The sequence below is a fragment of the Pseudomonas sp. NPDC099000 genome, from assembly GCF_044759925.1.
GTDB lineage: Bacteria > Pseudomonadota > Gammaproteobacteria > Pseudomonadales > Pseudomonadaceae > Aquipseudomonas.
In genome coordinates this window covers 94,811-112,721 of record NZ_JBIWAF010000002.1, presented here as the reverse complement: position 1 = coordinate 112,721, position 17,911 = coordinate 94,811, and the positions used below count along the sequence as shown (strand labels likewise).

18 protein-coding genes are annotated in these 17,911 nt (G+C 58.6%); 7 read left to right on the top strand and 11 right to left on the bottom strand.

Annotated features, from left to right (window positions below; translation table 11 throughout):
• Positions 1 to 48: 48 nt before the first annotated feature.
• From ACIQV9_RS02740 to ACIQV9_RS02715, 6 genes are all read right to left on the bottom strand, one after another.
• Positions 49 to 1,476: a heme utilization protein gene (locus ACIQV9_RS02740; RefSeq protein WP_403097897.1), complete on the bottom strand. Its 1,428-nt coding sequence runs from the start codon at positions 1,474 to 1,476 to the stop codon at positions 49 to 51.
• Positions 1,477 to 1,528: 52 nt separating this feature from the next.
• Positions 1,529 to 2,101, bottom strand: coding sequence for an adhesin (locus tag ACIQV9_RS02735; RefSeq protein ID WP_403097894.1), 573 nt, complete (start codon positions 2,099 to 2,101; stop codon positions 1,529 to 1,531).
• Between the two features lies 1 nt (position 2,102).
• On the bottom strand, positions 2,103 to 2,540 hold the full coding sequence (locus ACIQV9_RS02730; protein ID WP_403097891.1) for a hypothetical protein: 438 nt from the start codon (positions 2,538 to 2,540) through the stop codon (positions 2,103 to 2,105).
• 331 nt (positions 2,541 to 2,871) lie between these two features.
• Positions 2,872 to 3,396, bottom strand: a complete 525-nt coding sequence (locus ACIQV9_RS02725) for an AAA family ATPase (protein WP_403098583.1) — start codon at positions 3,394 to 3,396, stop codon at positions 2,872 to 2,874.
• Positions 3,393 to 3,956: a nicotinamide riboside transporter PnuC gene (gene pnuC, locus ACIQV9_RS02720; protein ID WP_403097888.1), complete on the bottom strand. Its 564-nt coding sequence runs from the start codon at positions 3,954 to 3,956 to the stop codon at positions 3,393 to 3,395. The genes ACIQV9_RS02725 and pnuC overlap by 4 nt, the downstream gene beginning before the upstream one ends.
• A gap of 249 nt (positions 3,957 to 4,205) precedes the next feature.
• A complete protein-coding gene (locus ACIQV9_RS02715) occupies positions 4,206 to 5,840 on the bottom strand; it encodes a methyl-accepting chemotaxis protein (RefSeq protein WP_403097885.1) in 1,635 nt (544 codons plus the stop codon).
• Positions 5,841 to 6,129: 289 nt separating this feature from the next.
• On the opposite strand from ACIQV9_RS02715, the gene ACIQV9_RS02710 reads away from it, so the two are divergent.
• Both ACIQV9_RS02710 and ACIQV9_RS02705 read left to right on the top strand, forming a co-directional pair.
• The gene (locus tag ACIQV9_RS02710) at positions 6,130 to 6,960 is read left to right on the top strand and encodes an undecaprenyl-diphosphate phosphatase (RefSeq protein WP_403097882.1); all 831 of its coding nucleotides are present in this window, start codon (positions 6,130 to 6,132) and stop codon (positions 6,958 to 6,960) included.
• Positions 6,957 to 7,388, top strand: a complete 432-nt coding sequence (locus ACIQV9_RS02705; protein ID WP_403097879.1) for a DUF1294 domain-containing protein — start codon at positions 6,957 to 6,959, stop codon at positions 7,386 to 7,388. Before ACIQV9_RS02710 ends, ACIQV9_RS02705 begins: the two co-directional genes overlap by 4 nt.
• 11 nt (positions 7,389 to 7,399) lie before the next feature.
• Here ACIQV9_RS02705 and ACIQV9_RS02700 read toward each other — a convergent pair whose 3' ends face one another.
• Positions 7,400 to 7,759, bottom strand: coding sequence for an MmcQ/YjbR family DNA-binding protein (locus ACIQV9_RS02700; protein ID WP_403097876.1), 360 nt, complete (start codon positions 7,757 to 7,759; stop codon positions 7,400 to 7,402).
• A complete protein-coding gene (locus tag ACIQV9_RS02695; protein ID WP_403097873.1) occupies positions 7,756 to 8,664 on the bottom strand; it encodes a LysR substrate-binding domain-containing protein in 909 nt (302 codons plus the stop codon). The genes ACIQV9_RS02700 and ACIQV9_RS02695 overlap by 4 nt, the downstream gene beginning before the upstream one ends.
• 129 nt (positions 8,665 to 8,793) lie before the next feature.
• On the opposite strand from ACIQV9_RS02695, the gene ACIQV9_RS02690 reads away from it, so the two are divergent.
• Together ACIQV9_RS02690 and ACIQV9_RS02685 are read left to right on the top strand one after the other, a co-directional pair.
• Positions 8,794 to 9,405 (top strand): FMN-dependent NADH-azoreductase, encoded by a 612-nt coding sequence (locus ACIQV9_RS02690; RefSeq protein WP_403097870.1) that lies wholly within the window; start codon positions 8,794 to 8,796, stop codon positions 9,403 to 9,405.
• A gap of 168 nt (positions 9,406 to 9,573) precedes the next feature.
• Complete coding sequence (locus tag ACIQV9_RS02685) at positions 9,574 to 10,611, top strand: alpha/beta hydrolase family protein (protein ID WP_403097867.1); 1,038 nt, start codon at positions 9,574 to 9,576, stop codon at positions 10,609 to 10,611.
• Between the two features lie 31 nt (positions 10,612 to 10,642).
• Here ACIQV9_RS02685 and ACIQV9_RS02680 read toward each other — a convergent pair whose 3' ends face one another.
• The gene (locus ACIQV9_RS02680; protein WP_403097864.1) at positions 10,643 to 11,830 is read right to left on the bottom strand and encodes an MFS transporter; all 1,188 of its coding nucleotides are present in this window, start codon (positions 11,828 to 11,830) and stop codon (positions 10,643 to 10,645) included.
• A 293-nt stretch (positions 11,831 to 12,123) separates the two neighbouring features.
• Positions 12,124 to 13,713, bottom strand: coding sequence for an ABC-F family ATPase (locus tag ACIQV9_RS02675; RefSeq protein WP_403097861.1), 1,590 nt, complete (start codon positions 13,711 to 13,713; stop codon positions 12,124 to 12,126).
• A gap of 494 nt (positions 13,714 to 14,207) precedes the next feature.
• Between ACIQV9_RS02675 and lpxO the strand changes: the two genes are divergently transcribed.
• A complete protein-coding gene (lpxO, locus tag ACIQV9_RS02670) occupies positions 14,208 to 15,107 on the top strand; it encodes a lipid A hydroxylase LpxO (RefSeq protein WP_403097859.1) in 900 nt (299 codons plus the stop codon).
• A 134-nt stretch (positions 15,108 to 15,241) separates the two neighbouring features.
• Here lpxO and ACIQV9_RS02665 read toward each other — a convergent pair whose 3' ends face one another.
• Complete coding sequence (locus ACIQV9_RS02665) at positions 15,242 to 16,114, bottom strand: Ku protein (RefSeq protein WP_403097856.1); 873 nt, start codon at positions 16,112 to 16,114, stop codon at positions 15,242 to 15,244.
• Positions 16,115 to 16,307: 193 nt separating this feature from the next.
• Between ACIQV9_RS02665 and ACIQV9_RS02660 the strand changes: the two genes are divergently transcribed.
• Together ACIQV9_RS02660 and ACIQV9_RS02655 are read left to right on the top strand one after the other, a co-directional pair.
• Complete coding sequence (locus ACIQV9_RS02660) at positions 16,308 to 16,655, top strand: hypothetical protein (RefSeq protein ID WP_403097854.1); 348 nt, start codon at positions 16,308 to 16,310, stop codon at positions 16,653 to 16,655.
• 50 nt (positions 16,656 to 16,705) lie between these two features.
• A complete protein-coding gene (locus ACIQV9_RS02655; RefSeq protein WP_403097851.1) occupies positions 16,706 to 17,857 on the top strand; it encodes a PQQ-dependent sugar dehydrogenase in 1,152 nt (383 codons plus the stop codon).
• The last annotated feature ends 54 nt before the right edge of the window (positions 17,858 to 17,911 follow it).

Sequence of the window (17,911 nt, the reverse complement as noted above, 5' to 3'; positions counted from 1 at the left end):
TGATGGTGTTGAAAAAGGCCCCCGTAAGGGGGCCTCCAGAGACAACATTTAGAACGATTGGTTAGAGATGGCCAGCGAGTTGCTTTGTTGGTTGCCCACACCAGCAGCTACGTTGACGCCCAGGTTGCCACTGCCGCCATTCACCGAACCGCTCAGGGTTGCAGTGTTGGTCACAGGGTTGGCCCAGCCAGTTGGAGTCAGCACTTGATAAGAGTAGGTGTTACTCAAATCATAAGAGCTGCTTTCACTGTAGCTTTTCGCTTTCGCGTACTCAGACTCGGACGATTTACTGCCCGATTTTTCGTATGAGGAGTCAGACGACTTCGTGTACGACTTGTCGTACGATTTTTCGAATGACGAATCGCGAGATCTGTCGTACGAGGAATCGCGCGATTTGTCGTACGAGGATTCGTGCGATCTGTCGTACGATTTGTCTATCGATGCATCAAGCGTTGCGTCCAGCGATGCGTTAAGCGATGCGTCGGAAGACCTGCTACGGGTGCGATCGCCCCAGCCATTATTGTAGGTAGTGGAGCTGGAAGCCGCCGTAGCAGCGTCCAACGTAGCGCTCAAGGAAGCACTCAAAGAAGCGCTCGAAGAACCGCTTGCACTACTGCTGTTAGAACCGCTCGCATTGCTGCTGTTCGAGCCGCTCGCGTTACTGCTGTGAGAACCGCTTATATCAACGCTTTTTGAACCACTGGCGTCATAGCTTTTGGAACCGGCCTTGTTCCAGCTGGAAGAAGCGCTTTGACTGCCGCTTGCCTCGAAGGACTTATCTTTAGAGAAACTGCCGCTCGCCGTATTGGTAACGGTGATCGTATCCACACGATAAGTCCGATCGGCGTTGTTATTCACAACCAGGCCAGGACCGTTTTGATTGGCGGAGGCGGTGGCGGTTGCGTTGCCGAGTGGGGCATTGGTGTTGGCAATTGCCATGGTGTTTTTCTGCTGGTTCAGATCGCCGCCAGCAATGTTGACACCCATATTGCCGCTGCTGCCGCCGCCGGATCCGCTCATAACGGCAGAGTTGGTAGCGCCAAAGTTGTCGACACGGTTATTTCTGCTGACTTGCCTGACGTCTGCGGTGGCAGTGGAAGTGCCGAACACAAAGCTGTTATCGATCGCGGCGTTGTCGGAGGCAGCGTTTGCGATGGCGGCGGCGTTGTCTTGCTGGTTGCCGGCACCGGCCGCCACGTTGACACCGACGTTACCGCTCGAGCCTGAGGCCGAACTGCTCATCTCGGCTGAGTTTTGTGTCCCTTCATTCCAGATGCTGTTGTCGGCACTGGTCTGCCTGTCCGTCGCTTCGGCAGTCGCGTTGATAGGGACCATTCTTGCAGGAGGGGTTTGTTGGCCGCCGTTGTGATGGCCATGGTGGTTGCCACGCCGATCGTTTTGCCCAGCTTGTACAGCTACAGCCATGACCGCAGCAATTGCGAAAACCAGAGGCTTTAGTGCCATCGAAGGTTTCATGGTGATTCTCCGTACTTATTTTAGGTTAAGTGTTGTTTCCTACCTTTTTGGGTCAATTCGCGACCCGTACGCTCAGGGTGTTGGCCGTTCGGTTTCCCACCCCGGCGCTCTGATTCAACTGGATCACCCCACGGCTACCGGTGAAAGCCTGGTCACTGGTAGTGACCTGGCGAAAGCCTAGTGCAGAGTCAGTCGGATCGGAGTTGTTGAGCAGCGCCACGTTCTGTTGCATGAGGACGCTGTCGTCGATACTTTGCGGCTGCGTACTGATGCTGATACGCAGTGCATTGGCTTGCTGGTTGCTCGCGCCCGTGCTCTGGTTGACACCCAGTACGCCGTTGCCGTGGCTGAAGGAGTCGCCCTGTATGTTGGACTGGGCATCAATTCTGGGGTCGACTTGTGTGCGCAAACGCTGGCGAATCTGAGTGGTCGCACTGGCGTTGGTACCAATGGCGATGGCCCGGGCGTTGGCCTGTTGCTGAAAATCGCCCGCCGCCTGGTTGACCGTGAGGTTGCCCTGGTACTGCATGCCCGAACCGTCGATGTCGGCGTTATTGATGACGGGAGGTTGGGCAAAGGTCGATGCACTGCAAAACATGGCGATCATTAGCAGCGAACGATTCATCTTAACGGTCTCCCGTCATGATTTTCAGAGCACCCAGGCCTTGCTGGATGTTTGAATTGACCATGTTGGCAATACCGTTGCCCGAATTTCCCGAACGGCCGGCGGGGAGGTTGGAAAGTTGGGTCTGGTTGCTGATATTCCCGCCCAGGTTGTTGGTGTTCTGAGTGACCAGGCGGTTGATGCCTGCACCACTGGCAACGTTCGCAAAGTCGCCGTCGCTCAACTCGTTTGTTTGCTGGAGGATTTGTCTGGACGGGTTGGCGTTGACGGTCGTGGGGTTAGGGTCGGGAATCAACGGTGGAATCGTTGCGTTGCGCGGTTGGACATCACGTTTGATAAGAATGATGCCGTTGTCAGCCTGTACGGGCAGGCAGATTGTTGAGCTCAGTGCGCATCCGATCAACAGGAGGCTATAGATGCTTCTATCAAATTTCCCCACGGCGGCAATTCCTTCTGTGAATGGAACGCTGGCCCTTATCAGCGTTGCGAGGTAGAGAGCAGAAGGTGTGCCGCTTTCTGGTTTTCTTTTATAAACAGTGGGTTGGATTTAATTGTCGAGGTAGTCAAAAAAATTTTGTAACGCCACTGAGACAGAGCCACGCCAAAGCGCGGCCGATGCGGGCGGCATTGCTCGTCAGGGGCGTTGAAGGCTGGTTGTATCAGTGGCTTAACACTTTCTGGCTGGAACGCTCTGGGTGCTTTAGCACGCGGGTTTGCGCAGGAATGGGTGTTTCAGGAGTGGACAGTTGCGGCAGGGCGGGGTACCCCGATCAGGCCTTGAGCAAGCGCGTCACCGCTTCAAATGCCGCGTCCTTGCGCTGTTTCCAATCACCTGGCAGTACCTGGCAAGGCTGGCGGTGCAGGTCAAGCCATTCGCGGCTGGCCTGGAAAAACGCCTGGCGCTCTGCCAGTTGCGGTTGGCAACGCTGCCCGTCGTCATGCCAAGGCACGGTTTCAGGGCTCAGCAGCAAATGCAGGTCGTAGTGCCGTGCCAGCAATGCTTGCTCTATCCATGTCGGGCAAGCGCCAAACAAGGTGCGACTCCAAAGGATATTACTCAAGAGGTGCGTATCGAGAATCAGCAGTGACGGTTGCCTGGCACGTGCTTCGTCTTCCCAGGTCAGCTGGCCATGCGCAATCGATGAAATGTCATCGTAGCGGGTTTCGCGGGCTTCGCTTTCGATAAAGTGCCGAACGTACTCACCGACCAATATGCCGCCAAAATTGGCGTGAATCTCGCCCGAAAGCCAGCTCTTGCCGCTCGATTCCGGCCCAGTGAGCACCAACACTTTCATGTGCGCAACGCCGGGTCGGCGCGCCATTCACGCCAACCTTGAACGGCCAGCAGCAGAAACAGTGCATAGAGAACGGCGGTCAAGTACATGTCTTTATATATGAACAGCCCGACGAAAATCACATCGACGGCGATCCACAACAGCCAGCACTGCACGCGTTTTTGCGCCATCCATAACTGCGCCACCAGGCTGAACCCGGTCAACGCAGCGTCGAGCCATGGCTGCGCGGCATCAGTCCAGTGCGCCATGGCGGCGCCCAGCAGCAGACTGCCGATGGCGCCGGCCGCAAGGCCCACGGCGATCGATTTTCCATCAAGCCGGCTGACCTGCCGACCGGTATTCGACTCCCCCGCGTGTGTCCATTGCCACCAGCCGTAAAGCTGCAGCGCGGCGTAGATCACTTGCAGGAGCATGTCCGAATACAACTTCACTTCAAAAAAGATCCAGCTATAAAGCAGCACCATGACCAGGCCGATCGGCCAGCACCAAGGGTTCTGTTTGACCGTCAACCAGACGGCAATCACGCCGAGGGTAGCGGCAAACAGCTCAAGCCCGGACATGGGGATTCCTTGGGGAAAACGAAATAGGGGGGCGGATTGTACCGGCAGGCGTCGCCAAGTAGAACCGGCTCTCGCGGTCTGTAGCAGCTGCCCTGTGGCGAGGGGGCTTGCCCCCGTTCGGCTGCGAAGCAGTCGTAAAACCTGAACGCACGGACTATCTGATGCACCGCGATGTCTGAATTCACGACTGCTCCTCAGCCGAACGGGGGCAAGCCCCCTCGCCACAGGGCAGCTGCTACAAGGGCGTTGTTACACCCGGAACTGTTTGAGCAGGCCGTTCAACTGCTCACTCAAGTCCTTTAGCCGCACACTAGCCACACTCGACTGCTCCGCCGCCAGCGCGGTGCTGTGGGACAACCCCGCGGCCTGGGTGACGTTCTGATTGATGTCTTCCACCACATGGGCTTGCTGCAGGGTCGCACTGGCGATTGATGCGTTCAGCCCGTTGAGGTTGCGCAACGCCTGGCCGATTGCATTCAGGCTGGCGCCCGCCAGGCCGGCCTGTTCGATGGTCAGTTGCGAGGCTCGGCTGCTGTCGCCGATCACTTTGACTGCCGCTTCGGAGTGAGTTTGCAGGCGTTCGATCATCGACTGGATTTCCGCCGTGGACTTCTGGGTACGCTGGGCCAACAGGCGCACTTCATCGGCCACCACCGCAAACCCTCGACCTTGCTCACCCGCACGGGCGGCCTCGATGGCGGCGTTGAGGGCCAGCAGGTTGGTTTGCTCGGCGATGGAGCGGATCACCTCCAGGACACTGCCAATCTGGGTGCTTTCAGCTGCCAGGGTGCGAATCACTTCCACGGCTTGATCGATGGTGCCGGACAGTTTGTCGATCTGCTGCAAGCTGCCATCAATGTTGACCTGCCCCTGCTGTGCCTGGGATTCGGCATCGCGCATTTCGCTGGCCGCATGCTCGGCATTCTTGGCCACGTCCTGCACGCCGTAAGTCACTTCGTTGATCGCGGTCGCCACCAGCTCCATTTGCTGGGACTGTTGCTGACTGCGTTGCTGGGCCTGGGCGGCGTCGTTGCCCAGATCGCTGGACGACTGGCCCAAGGCACTGGCGGACACTTGCAGCTCGCTGATCACCCCTCGCAGTTTGGCGGTGAAGGCATTGAAGTGTCGGGCCAGCTGAGTGACTTCATCCTGGCCGTGGGTGTCGAGGCTGCGGGTCAGGTCGCTTTCGCCGCTGGCGATGTTGGCCATGGCGTTCACCGTGGCCTGGAGCGGACGCACGATGCTGCGAGCAATCATGATCACCAGCAACGCCATGATCAGCGCAATCACCAGGCCGACAAAAGAAGCTTTCCAAACCTGACCGTAGAACTCGGCCTGCATGTCATCGATGTATACGCCTGAGCCAATCACCCAGCCCCAAGGCTCGAACAATTTGACGTAGGAGGTTTTTTCCACCGGGGCGCTGGCACCCGGTTTAGGCCAGCGGTAGTTGACCGTACCGGCGCCTTTGGCCTTGGCGACGGCCACCATTTCGTTGAACAGCGCAAAGCCGTCCGGGTCGCGGATCGCCGAGAGGTTCTGCCCATCGAGTTTTGGGTTGGCCGGGTGCATGACCATCACCGGCGTCAGATCGTTGATCCAGAAATAGTCGTTCTGGTCATAGCGTAGTCCGCGCACGGCGGTCAGCGCCTGCTTCTGCGCCGCGTCGCGGGTGAGCGTGCCGGCGGTTTCCAGGCCGTGGTAGTAGGTCAGAATGCCACTGGCGGTCTGCACCACGTGCTGGGTTTTCTGGGCCTTTGCCTGGTAAAGATCGTTATGGATCTGCTTGAGCATCAACACGCCCAACGTCAATAACATCACCACCGACACGATCAAGATGAGCCACAAGCGTCGGCTGATCGACACACTGCGCAAGCTGTTCATAACGCTGTCACTCCGATTTCTTTTTCTTGTAATAAACGATTGCCAGCATCCAACCACGCTTTGCCGGTCGGGCATATGCGACCCAAGTCTCATTACGCGGCAGCGTTCTCAGGGCTTGTCTGATAGGATTTCGGCCCCGCGCGGAAAAACCTGAATCCAAGTTGATTTTTCACGGAATGTTTACGGCTCCGTCTGGATCCTTTGCGCGCGGGACTTCAGCTACGCTTGGCGCGATGAACGCTTAAAAAACTAATGGGGCATGCCTTGGCGCATCGCCTTTGGGGGATTGATGGAACTTTGGACTGCCTTTCAGGCATTGATTCTGGGCGTTGTAGAAGGGCTGACGGAGTTTTTGCCCATTTCCAGTACCGGTCACCAGATCATTGTGGCGGACTTGCTCAACTTCGGTGGCGAACGGGCCATCGCTTTCAACATCATTATCCAGTTGGGGGCGATCCTGGCAGTGGTGTGGGAGTTTCGCCGCAAGATCTTCGATGTGGTCACCGGCTTGCGGACTCAGCCAAGCGCTCGACGCTTTACCGCGAACCTGCTGATCGCCTTCATGCCGGCCGTGGTGCTGGGGGTGATTTTTTCCGATTTGATTCACCACTACCTGTTCAACCCGATCACCGTGGCCACGGCATTGGTCGTGGGCGGTATCGTCATGCTCTGGGCTGAACGGCGCCAGCACGAAGTGCACGCCCACACCGTCGACGAAATAACCTGGAAAGACGCCCTGAAAGTCGGCTTTGCCCAATGCCTTGCCATGATTCCCGGGACCTCGCGTTCCGGCTCGACCATCATTGGCGGCTTGCTGTTCGGGTTGTCGCGCAAGACTGCCACGGAGTTCTCGTTTTTCCTGGCGATGCCGACCATGGTCGCGGCAGCGGTGTACTCAGGCTACAAGTACCGCGACCTGTTCGTGCCGTCTGACTTTCCGGTGTTCGCGATCGGTTTTGTCACGGCATTCATCTTCGCGATGATTGCCGTCAGGGCCTTGCTGGTGTTCATCGGCAGTCACAGTTACGCGGCATTCGCCTGGTATCGCATCGCGTTCGGCCTGGTGATCCTGGCCACCTGGCAGTTTGGCTGGGTCGACTGGACCGCGGTCACGCCATGAGTGACTCCAGCACGCGCGACAACCCCGGACGCAGGTCCGGGGGCGAACGGGTCCAGCATCCTCGGCTGAAACTGCTGGTGCTGGCGATCCTGTGCGCGTTGCCGCTGACGGGATCGGTGTCGCTTTGGCTGCGCGGGGTGTCGCTGATTCCGCTGGCGGCCTACGGCATCGTCAGCGTGCTGGCGTTCTTTCTGTACTGGAGCGACAAGCGCAAGGCTCGCGCCGACAGCTGGCGGACCCCGGAGAACGTGTTGCACGCGGTGGAGCTGGCGGGCGGTTGGCCGGGTGCCTTGTTGGCGCAGCAAGTGTTTCGGCACAAGACCCGCAAGGTCTCGTTTCAGCTGGTGTTCTGGCTCATTGTGCTGATGCACCAGGTGTTCTGGATCGACCAGTTGTTCCTCGGCGCCCATTTGTTTGCATTGTTCTAAAAGAAAGGATTTTAAAGCAGCAAGCTGACCTGGGTGCGCTTGGGCAGTTTGCTCACCACCAGTTGATGGGAGCGTTTCAACAACGCCTGCAGCTCCTCGGATGCCAGCGGGTAGGGCAATTGCATGATGATCCACTGGGCCCGCGCCAGGTACGGCGCCGGGTGAATGCCCGGGCGATCGCAATGCCCGAGGAACAGGTCCTTGTCGACCTTGAACGCCAGGGAGTCGCCGCGCAGGTTCTGCAAGGCGAACATCTTGTTCCCGGCAATCGAAAACACCCGAACGCCTCCCCATTTATAGTCTTCTCGAGCACCGGGCAGCGCGAGACAGAATTGCGCGACGTCCTCTTCGCTCATGCGTCCAGCCTTCATATCAATCGGTCCCCACAGGCATTGAATGATTCGATCAAATGGTCGATCCAGGCCCGCACGGCCGGCATCACTCCGCGTCGATGAGGGTAGACCGCTTGCAGCCAGCCGCCAGGCAAAGACCAGTCGGGCAGCAACTGCACCAGCGAACCATTTTCCAGTTCCTGCTCGCAATACATCATCGGCAGCATGGTGAAACCCTGGCTGGCGAGCGTGCAGGCCTTGCGCACGATGAAATCGTCGATGCCCAATCGCGCTTCCAGGCTCAAGTCATAGCTTTTGCCCTGCTGATCGAGCATGCGAATGTGCACCATGCGGTCAGCTTCCAGCGCGCCGAGCACCGGTAAGGTTTTCAGGTCTTCGGGGTGGTTGATCTCACGTCCGTGCAGGAAGGCCGGGCTGGCGACCATCGCCATCTGGGCCTGGCGCAAGCGACGAGTAACCAGCAGCGGATCTTCATCGCCCAACTCACGGACCCGCAGCGCGACATCGACACCTTCAGTTACCAGATCGACCCGGCGATTGAGCAGCATGACTTCCAGTTGCACCTGGGGGTGTTTTTCGAGGAATCGGCTGATCACCGTCGGCAGCATTTCGTGGGCCAGCCCGACGGGGCAGGACACCCGCAAGCGTCCGCGAGGTTCGCTGGACATACTGGCCACGGCTTCATCGGCCATCTCGGCTTCCAGCAGCATCGCCTGACAGTGCCGCAGGTAACGTTCGCCCACCGCCGTCAACTTGAGCTGCCGGGTGGTGCGTTGCAGCAGGCGCGCGCCGAGGCGTTCTTCCAGCTCGGCGATACGTCGCGACAACCGGGACTTGGGAATCCCCAGCAAACGCCCGGCCGCTGCGAAGCCGCCGGCTTCGACCACCTTGGCGAAATAGTAGAGGTCGTTGAGGTCTTGCATGGTTGAAATCCGATTGTTCTATCAGTGGGACGAACTATCGCATTGTTGCGGGCTAATCAGCTATTGGTTTCATCTGTAGGATTCTCCCCATCAGATCGCCCGGTGGCGATCCTCACCTGGAGATCCCTTATGAAACTGTTGCATATCGATTCGAGCATTCTTGGTGACAACTCGGCTTCCCGTCTGCTGAGCAGCGAAGTCGTCAACGCCTGGCAAGCCGCCGAGCCAACCGCCGTAGTGACCTACCGCGACCTGGCCGCGGATGCCATCAGTCATTTCTCCGCCACCACTCTGGTTGCCGCCGGCACCACCGCTGAACTGCGCAACGCCGCGCAACAGCACGAAGCCGAGTTGAGCGCCACCACCCTGGCCGAATTCCTCGCGGCTGATGCTGTTGTGATCGCAGCGCCGATGTACAACTTCACCATCCCGACCCAACTCAAGGCCTGGATCGATCGCATTGCCGTTGCCGGTCAGACCTTCCGCTATACCGAAGCCGGCCCTGAAGGCCTGTGCGGTGGCAAGAAAGTCGTGATCGTCTCGACTTCCGGCGGTCTGCATGCCGGTCAGGCGACTGGCGTTGCCCACGAAGAGTACTTGAAGGTGCTGTTTGGCTTCATCGGTATCACCGATATTGAGTTTGTTCGCGCCCATGGCCTGGCCTACGGTGACGAAGTGCGCACCAAAGCCATGAGCGACGCTCACACGCAAATCAGCGAGCAACTGTTCGCCGCTGCGTAAGACTTGCGTAAAGAGCTCAAACAGCTCAGGCACCACCCAAAAAACTCTGTATTCTGATCACGCAAGTGCCAGATACGGAGTTTTTTGTTTCTGGTCATTACAGATTGTGGCCCGGGTTATGCAGTCGAGGGTTACCGACTCCGGTCCAGTAACAAGGTGGGGCATCCCATGGTGCGTCTTTGTGCAACGTTTCTGATTTGCCTGCTTAGCAGCCTGAATTCAGTGCACGCCGCGCCTGCGCCGCATCCTCACTGGAGCGTCGGCTTCCATGAGATGAGTTTTCTCGACCCGCTGGATCTGCAGCCGATGCGCGCCATCGCGTTCTATCCCTCCAGCGACCGGGAACACACCAGCAAAATCGAGGGTTACACCGTCGAAGCGGGCGAGGACACCCGAGTCGCCATGGGCCGTTTCCCGATGCTGATGCTGTCTCACGGCAATACCGGAACCCCGCTGGCATTGCACGACCTCGCCACCTCGCTGGCGCGCAAAGGGTTTGTGGTGGTGGCGGTGATCCATCCCGGTGACAACTCCAAAGATCACAGCCGCCTCGGTACGTTGAGTAACCTTTACGGCCGACCCATCCAGATTTCCGAAGCCATTACCGCGACCCTGGGCGACCGCATGCTCGCGCCTTTCGTCAATGCCGATCAGGTCGGCGTGATCGGTTATTCGGCGGGAGGAGAGACCGCGTTGATTTTGTCCGGCGCAACGCCTGACCTGGATCGTCTGCGCCGCTACTGCCAGGAACGCCCGGACGACCGCGATGCCTGCAACACCCATGGCGAGCTGATTGTCGACCGAGATGACTTGCATCCCGTGGCGGATCCACGGGTGCATGCGTTGCTGCTGATGGCGCCGCTGAGCCTGAAGTTCGGCCGTCACACCTTGGCCGATGTGCATGTGCCGGTGCTGCTCTACAGTGGCGATGGCGACAAACTGGTGGCATTCGACAAAAACGCCGCAGCCTTGGCGCGCAAACTGCCGATCGCCCCGGACTTCAAACTGCTGGCCGGGGCAGGGCACTTCGTGTTCATGGCGCCTTGCAATGAAGAGCAGATCGCCGCCATGCCGGCGCTGTGCACCGATGCCGACGGCGTCGACCGCGAAGACATCCATCGCAACATGGTGTCCGAAGCCGGGCGGTTTTTCTCCCATGCGCTGGGCAAACCTACCCGGGCCGGGATGCAGACCGCCGATCAGTGATTTTCCCCGAACTCCTGTGGGAGCACAGGTGTCAGGCCATTGCGCGGCGTTTGAGTAGCAAGGTCAAACCGAGTCCGGTCACCGACAACATCGCCGCACTAAAGAAAATCCACGAGTACCCCAGGTTCAACGCCACCGCACCCATCAACGGCCCGGCAATCGCCAGTGCCAGATCGAAAAACACCGCATAAGCACTCAAACCCGCGCCACGACTGGAATTGGGCACTTGCTTGATCGCTTCAACCCCCAGCGCTGGATACACCAGCGACAGGCCGAAACCCGCCAGGCCCGCGCCGATCAGCGCATAACCGGTCGAGGGCGCGAGCCACAGCAGCACCAGGCCCACGGTTTCAATGCTCATGCAGGCAATCGCCGAAGTGAAACCGCCGAAGCGGCTGATCGCCGAGATAAACAGCAATCGCGACAAAATAAAGCAGATTCCGAAGACGGTCAGGCAATAGGCCGCTCCGCTCCAGCCACGGCTGACGTAATACAAGGTGATAAAAGTCGTCAGGGTGCCGTAACCGATGGAGGCCAGGCTCAGGCTCGCACCAAATGGCGCAATGCGCCCGAACACCGCCCAGAAGGGCAGGCGTTCGCCACGAATCACCGGCACCGAGGGTTTATTGCGGATCAGCAACAAGGCGGCCAGGGCCAGCAGTGACAGCGCGATCCCCAGGCTGGCAAAGCCGTACTCCGCGACCATTACCACGCCCAGCGGCGCACCGATCGCAATCGCGCCGTAAGACGCAATGCCGTTCCACGAAATCGAGCGCGCGGTGTGCTCCGCACCGACCTGGCCCATGCACCAGCTGATCGTGCCCACGCCAATCAAGCCCTGGGCGATGCCGAGCAACAGGCGACCGGCGATCAGGATCAACAGGCTCAGCAATGGAAAGCTTTGCAGCAGCGTCGAAATCAACGTCAGCACGCCACTCAGCACAATCCCCGACAAGCCATAAACAATCGCCCGTTTCGTGCCAATGGTGTCTGACATACGCCCGGCCATTGGGCGACTGAGCAGGGTGGCCAGGTATTGAGAGCCAATGGTCAGTCCCGCGACGATGGCGCTGAAACCCAGTTGCTCATGGACGTAACCCGGCAGTACCGCAATCGGAAGGCCGATGCAGAGGAAGGCAATAAAGGTGTAGAAAACGATGGAGACGATCTGCAGGGTGATCGCCATGGAGCTTTGCGGTGGCAGTTGCTGCACAGACATGACGGCTCGTTCGCGGGCAACGGTGGGAGAGTTGCATCATGGCTTGGGCGGGGAATAAAAGGAAGCAGGCTAACTATATTCGTTGAGTTCGAGGGCCTCTTCGCGGGCAAGCCTCGCTCCTACAGGATTTGCGTCGTGCGCAATTGTTGTAGACGACATCAATCCCGTAGGAGCGAGGCTTGCCCGCGAAGGGGCCATCGGCACCCAAATCCATTCGGCCTCGAATGCAAAAAGCCCCGTCACCAGGACAGGGCTTTTACTTGCCGCTTGCAGCTTGAAACTAATAGCTGCTCTTAAAACACAACGCCCTGGCTGCGCAGGTAGTCATCATAAGTACCGCTAAAGTCGATCACGCCGCTAGGGCTGAGTTCGATAATGCGGGTGGCCAGGGACGATACGAACTCACGGTCGTGGCTGACGAAGATCAGCGTGCCCGGGTAGTTCTCCAGCGCCAGGTTCAGCGCTTCGATGGATTCCATGTCCAAGTGGTTGGTCGGTTCGTCCATGATCAGCACGTTCGGCTTTTGCAGGATCAGCTTGCCGAACAGCATGCGACCTTGCTCACCACCGGAGATGACCTTGACCGACTTGAGGATCTCGTCGTTGGAGAACAGCATGCGACCGAGGGTGCCGCGAACGATCTGCTCGCCGCCCTGGGTCCATTGGCCCATCCAGTCGAACAGGTTGCAGTCGTCTTCGAAGTCGTGTGCATGGTCCTGGGCGTAGTAGCCCAGTTCCGCGGCGTCGGTCCATTTCACGGTACCGGCATCCGGGGTCAGTTCGTTGACCAGGGTGCGCAGGAGGGTGGTTTTGCCGATGCCGTTCGGGCCGATGATCGCCACGCGCTCGCCCGCTTCAACAACGAAGCTGAAGTCCTTGAACAGCGGCTTGCCGTCGAAGCCTTTGGCCATACGCTCGACGATGACCGCCTGACGGTGCAGCTTCTTGGTTTGTTCGAAACGGATGAACGGGCTCACACGGCTCGAAGGCTTGACCTCGGCCAGCTGGATCTTGTCGATCGCCTTGGCGCGGGAAGTGGCCTGCTTGGCTTTCGAGGCGTTGGCCGAGAAGCGGCTGACGAACGATTGCAGCTCGGAAATCTGCGCTTTCTTCTTGGCGTTGTCCGACAGCAGTTGCTCGCGGGACTGGGTCGCCACGGTCATGTACTCGTCGTAGTTGCCCGGGAACAGACGCAGCTCGCCGTAGTCCAGGTCAGCCATGTGGGTGCACACGCTGTTCAGGAAGTGACGGTCGTGAGAGATGATGATCATCAGGCTGGAGCGCTGGGTCAGAATGTTTTCCAGCCAGCGGATGGTGTTGATGTCCAGGTGGTTGGTCGGTTCGTCGAGCAACAGCACTTCAGGATCGGAGAACAGCGCTTGAGCCAGCAATACGCGCAGTTTCCAGCCTGGGGAAACCTCGCTCATCGGGCCGAAGTGCTGCTCGATGCCGATACCCAGGCCCAGCAGCAATTCACCGGCACGGGATTCGGCGGTGTAGCCGTCCATTTCGGCGAATTCGGTTTCCAGCTCGGCCACAGCCATGCCGTCTTCTTCGGTCATTTCCGGCAGCGAGTAAATGCGATCGCGCTCGGCTTTAACCTTCCACAGCTCTTCGTGACCCATGATCACGGTGTCGATGACGGTGAATTCTTCGTAGGCGAACTGGTCCTGGCGCAATTTACCCAGGCGCACGTTCGGCTCGAGCATGACCTGGCCGCCGGACGGCTCGAGGTCGCCGCCGAGGATTTTCATGAAGGTCGACTTGCCGCAACCGTTGGCGCCGATCAGGCCGTAGCGGTTGCCCGCGGCGAATTTGACCGAAACGTTTTCGAATAGCGGCTTGGCGCCGAACTGCATCGTGATGTTAGCTGTAGAGATCAAAGGTTTTTCCTGCGAAGCATTCAGAGTAGCTAGGGTTGCGGCAGTACCGATTCAGTACCCGTTTCCGGTATTCGAACCATAGGAAATGCATCCCGGTCAGAAGCGGAAGGTCCATCTGGCAATAAGTGGACAGCAGCATATGGAGCGCTTGGCCCGAGTCGAAGTGCGCTGAGACGGGGTTCATTCCCGTCATCAACCAAGGGGGGCGCGTAATGTTTGGCGGCGATTGTACTGGTCTGGCTCTTTAAACGATAGGGCGTTGAGGCCGCACGGGCGCTTTGACGGCACCAACGGACAGATTTTCACATTTGAAGGTTAACTATTGGTTACAAAATGAGCCTAAAATGCCACTTTTCACCTCCCGCATACCCTCGGCACAGGCTCAAGGACGCGCTACCGGGACCGCTGTTTCGTTTTCAGACGCTGCACAAGCCCTAAGGTCGATTGGTCGGCAGGGGACGCAGTTTGTTCACTTCTGACGTGTGACGATTTCTGTGAAACTGATCATTGCCACTATTTATGTTGTATCCATTGCCTACGTGCACCTGCGCGGTCGGGTGCGTCACAAGCTTGGCCGCCAACTGAGCGATCACTCGTCGTTTCTCGCGCCGATCAATTGCTTCCTTTACCTGTTTTCGAAAATCCCCAACAAGCCTTACCTCAATCCCGCCGACTTCCCGGACCTGAGTCCGTTGCAGGAACATTGGGAAGAAATTCGCGCGGAAGGCCAGAACCTGCTCAACGCCGGGGAGATCAAGCGCTCGAACCAATACGACGACGTCGGTTTCAACTCGTTCTTCAAGACCGGCTGGAAGCGTTTCTATTTGAAGTGGTACGGCGACAGTCATCCTTCGGCGACGAAACTCTGCCCACGCACCACTGAGTTGGTGCAAAGCATCGGGTCGATCAAAGCCGCGATGTTCGCCGAGTTGCCACCGGGTTCCAAACTGGTCCGCCACCGCGATCCCTACGCCGGCTCGTACCGCTATCACCTGGGCCTGGAAACGCCGAACGATGCCGGTTGCTACATCAACGTCGATGGTGAGAACTACCACTGGCGCGACGGTGAAGCGGTAATGTTCGACGAGACCTTCATTCACTACGCCGAAAACACCACCGAGCAAAACCGTATCATTCTGTTCTGCGACGTCGAGCGGCCGATGAAGTATCGCTGGGCGGCGGCGTTCAATGGCTGGTTCAGCCGTAACGTGATGTCGGCGGCGGGCGCGCCGAATGATGCGGGGGACAAGACCGGTGGCATCAACCGTCTGTTCGCCAAGATTTACAAGATTCGCCTGCGGGGCAAGGCGCTGAAGAAGAGTAATCGCAAACTTTACTACCTTGAGAAGTGGGCGATTTTTGGTGGGTTGCTGGCCGTTTTTGTGCTGATCTGAATTCTGCGTCGCCGCTTATTACGCCATCGCCAGCAGGCTGGCTCCCACAATGAAATGCATTCCAACTGTGGGAGCTAGCCTGCTGGCGATGGGGCCGGTAGATTCTCCGAAAAACGCTCAGACACTCCGTACGATCAACCACTCGACCGCTTCGTGGTTTTTTTCGCTGCTGCCGGTTTCTCCGCAGCCTTCGGTTTCGCAGCCGTCTTCCCGCCAGCCTTGCCCCCCAAACTGCGTTTAAGCAACTCAGTCAAATCAATCACATCAGCCGACTTACGTTCCTCTTCACCCGTCGCTGTTTCCACATCCTCGATCTTGCCTTCATTCGCCTTCTTCTCGACCAGCGCCATGATCTTGTCTTCAAAAGTGTCGCGGTAATCCTCAGGTTTCCAGTCCGCGCTCATGTCTTGCACCAGACGCTTGGCCATATCAAGTTCGCCCTTGACCAGTTCGGGTTTGGTCACTTCAGTACCCAACTCCAGGGTATTCAGACTGCGCACTTCGGCGGGCCAACGCAGCATCACCAGCACCATGGCCGATTCCAGCGGCATCAGCGCCGCCAGGTGCTGGCGGGTATGCAGGACAACATGGGCGAGCGCCACTTTATTGGTTTTGCTGAGGGTTTCGCGCAACAGCGCATAGACCTTGCCGCCGCGTTTATCCGGCGCCAGGTAGTAGGGCGTGTCGATGTTTTGCAGGGGGATCTGTTCGGCGTCGACAAAGGAAAAGATGTCAATGGTCTGCGTGGACAACGGGTGCGCCGACTTGATTTCCTCTTCGCTGAGCACCACGTAACGGCCTTTTTCGTACTGCACACCTTTGACGATGTGCTCCTTGGTGACTTCCTTGCCGGTGACCTTGTTGACGCGCTTGTAACCCACCGGGTCCATGCTGCGACTGTCGAGCCAGTCGAAATCCACCCCTTGAGAAGACGTCGCCGAAACCAACGCCACAGGGATATGCACCAGCCCGAAACTGATTGCGCCTTTCCAGATTGCCCGTGCCATGGTCGTCTACTCGCGAGTGATGTGATCAGGTGACCCGCGGCGCGGCGCAAAAGTTTCAGCGGGCTGCGGCCCGGTCCTGCTGGGTCGTTAACTGGTGTTACATCTTATGAAAGAGGTTTTAGTTAACAAATCCGAACCCCGGGCGTAGCGTGCTATCGAAGATCCTATCCACGCTGACGCCCAGAGGCTTCCCATGAACAGATTCGTGCTCGCCTGCACCGTACTGGCATTCAGTGGCCTGTTGAGTCAGCTGGCCCAGGCATCGCCACCTTCGTTAATGCTGCTGGCCCAGAGCCCAACGGGCAATTCCAGTAATCCTTACAACAGCCCGATCCGCCGGGCCAATCCCAATAGCATGCAAGGCACACAACCTGCAGCCCCGGTCATTCGCGGGCCAACTACCGTTCCGGTGCCGCGTCCACCGACCCTGGATAACGGCGGCATCGGCAATCGCTATCCCCAGGACCGAACGGCGCCCGCTAGCCCTCCCAAATTCATTCCCAATCCGCCTCATCGAGATTCAGACACCAGCAACCGTTGAACGGCAGGACAGTGTCTTGCCAGCCATTCGAACGACAAAAGGAATCGTGCATGTTGCGTAAAACCCTCTTGGCCACTTTCTGCGCCGGCGTCCTGATCACCGCCACGGCACCTGTTCTTGCGGCGCCACCCCAGGATATGAAAAGCGAGCAGGGCACCCTAGAGGTCTGGCAAGTTGCCAAGGGCCTGGAACATCCGTGGGCCTTGGCGTTTCTGCCCGATCGCAAGGGCATGCTGGTCACCGAACGGCCCGGCAACCTTCGGGTGGTGGATTACGACGGCAAGCTGTCGGCGCCGATCAATGGAGTGCCCAAGGTCTGGGCCAAGGGGCAGGGTGGTTTGCTGGACGTGGTGCTGTCGCCCGACTTCAAGCAGGACCGCACGGTTTATCTGTCTTACGCCGAGGGCGGTGGTGCGGGCGACAAGGCCGGCACGGCGGTCGGGCGAGGGCAATTGTCCGAGGACCTGAAAACCCTCAAGGACTTCAAAGTGATTTTCCGCCAGGAGCCCAAGCTCTCGGTCGGCAACCACTTCGGCTCACGATTGGTGTTTGATCGCGACGGCTACCTGTTTATCACCCTGGGCGAAAACAACGATCGGCCGACCGCGCAGGACCTCGACAAGTTGCAAGGCAAGGTCGTGCGGATCTACCCGGACGGCAAAGTCCCGGACGACAACCCCTTTGTCGGTCAGGCTGGCGTGCGCCCGGAAATCTGGTCCTATGGCCAGCGCAATCCGCAAGGCGCGGTGCTCAATCCATGGACCGGCGTGCTCTGGGAGAATGAGCACGGCCCGCAGGGCGGTGATGAGATCAACATCATCGAACGCGGCAAGAATTACGGCTGGCCGCTGGCGACCCACGGCATCAACTACTCCGGCCAACCGATCCCGGAAGCCAAGGGCAAGATCGCTGACGGCGCCGTGGCGCCGCACCATGTCTGGGAGAAATCCCCCGGCCTCAGCGGCATGGCGTTCTACGACGCTGATCGCTTCAAGGTCTGGCAGCACAACGTGTTCATCGGTGCGCTGGTGACCCAGGAGTTGATCCGCTTGCAGTTTGATGGCGACAAAGTGGTTCACGAAGAGCGCTTGCTTGGGGAGCTCAACAAACGCATTCGCGATGTGCGACAGGGGCCGGATGGTTACTTGTATGTGCTGACCGACGAAGATGACGGCGGGTTGTACAAAGTTGGCCTGAAGTAACCACCTCCTGAAACCACCAATCCCACAGTGGATTGGTGTATTCGCCAGTGCCAG

Coding starts and splice junctions, on each gene's coding strand:
- ACIQV9_RS02705 (WP_403097879.1), top strand. CDS start 6,957: ATGAGTGACTCCAGCACGCGCGACAACCCCGGACGCAGGTCCGGGGGC.
- ACIQV9_RS02690 (WP_403097870.1), top strand. CDS start 8,794: ATGAAACTGTTGCATATCGATTCGAGCATTCTTGGTGACAACTCGGCT.
- ACIQV9_RS02655 (WP_403097851.1), top strand. CDS start 16,706: ATGTTGCGTAAAACCCTCTTGGCCACTTTCTGCGCCGGCGTCCTGATC.
- pnuC (WP_403097888.1), bottom strand. CDS start 3,956: ATGTCCGGGCTTGAGCTGTTTGCCGCTACCCTCGGCGTGATTGCCGTC.
- ACIQV9_RS02715 (WP_403097885.1), bottom strand. CDS start 5,840: ATGAACAGCTTGCGCAGTGTGTCGATCAGCCGACGCTTGTGGCTCATC.
- ACIQV9_RS02735 (WP_403097894.1), bottom strand. CDS start 2,101: ATGAATCGTTCGCTGCTAATGATCGCCATGTTTTGCAGTGCATCGACC.
- ACIQV9_RS02660 (WP_403097854.1), top strand. CDS start 16,308: ATGAACAGATTCGTGCTCGCCTGCACCGTACTGGCATTCAGTGGCCTG.
- ACIQV9_RS02725 (WP_403098583.1), bottom strand. CDS start 3,396: ATGAAAGTGTTGGTGCTCACTGGGCCGGAATCGAGCGGCAAGAGCTGG.
- ACIQV9_RS02710 (WP_403097882.1), top strand. CDS start 6,130: ATGGAACTTTGGACTGCCTTTCAGGCATTGATTCTGGGCGTTGTAGAA.
- ACIQV9_RS02695 (WP_403097873.1), bottom strand. CDS start 8,664: ATGCAAGACCTCAACGACCTCTACTATTTCGCCAAGGTGGTCGAAGCC.
- ACIQV9_RS02685 (WP_403097867.1), top strand. CDS start 9,574: ATGGTGCGTCTTTGTGCAACGTTTCTGATTTGCCTGCTTAGCAGCCTG.
- ACIQV9_RS02740 (WP_403097897.1), bottom strand. CDS start 1,476: ATGAAACCTTCGATGGCACTAAAGCCTCTGGTTTTCGCAATTGCTGCG.
- ACIQV9_RS02700 (WP_403097876.1), bottom strand. CDS start 7,759: ATGAAGGCTGGACGCATGAGCGAAGAGGACGTCGCGCAATTCTGTCTC.
- ACIQV9_RS02680 (WP_403097864.1), bottom strand. CDS start 11,830: ATGTCTGTGCAGCAACTGCCACCGCAAAGCTCCATGGCGATCACCCTG.
- ACIQV9_RS02665 (WP_403097856.1), bottom strand. CDS start 16,114: ATGGCACGGGCAATCTGGAAAGGCGCAATCAGTTTCGGGCTGGTGCAT.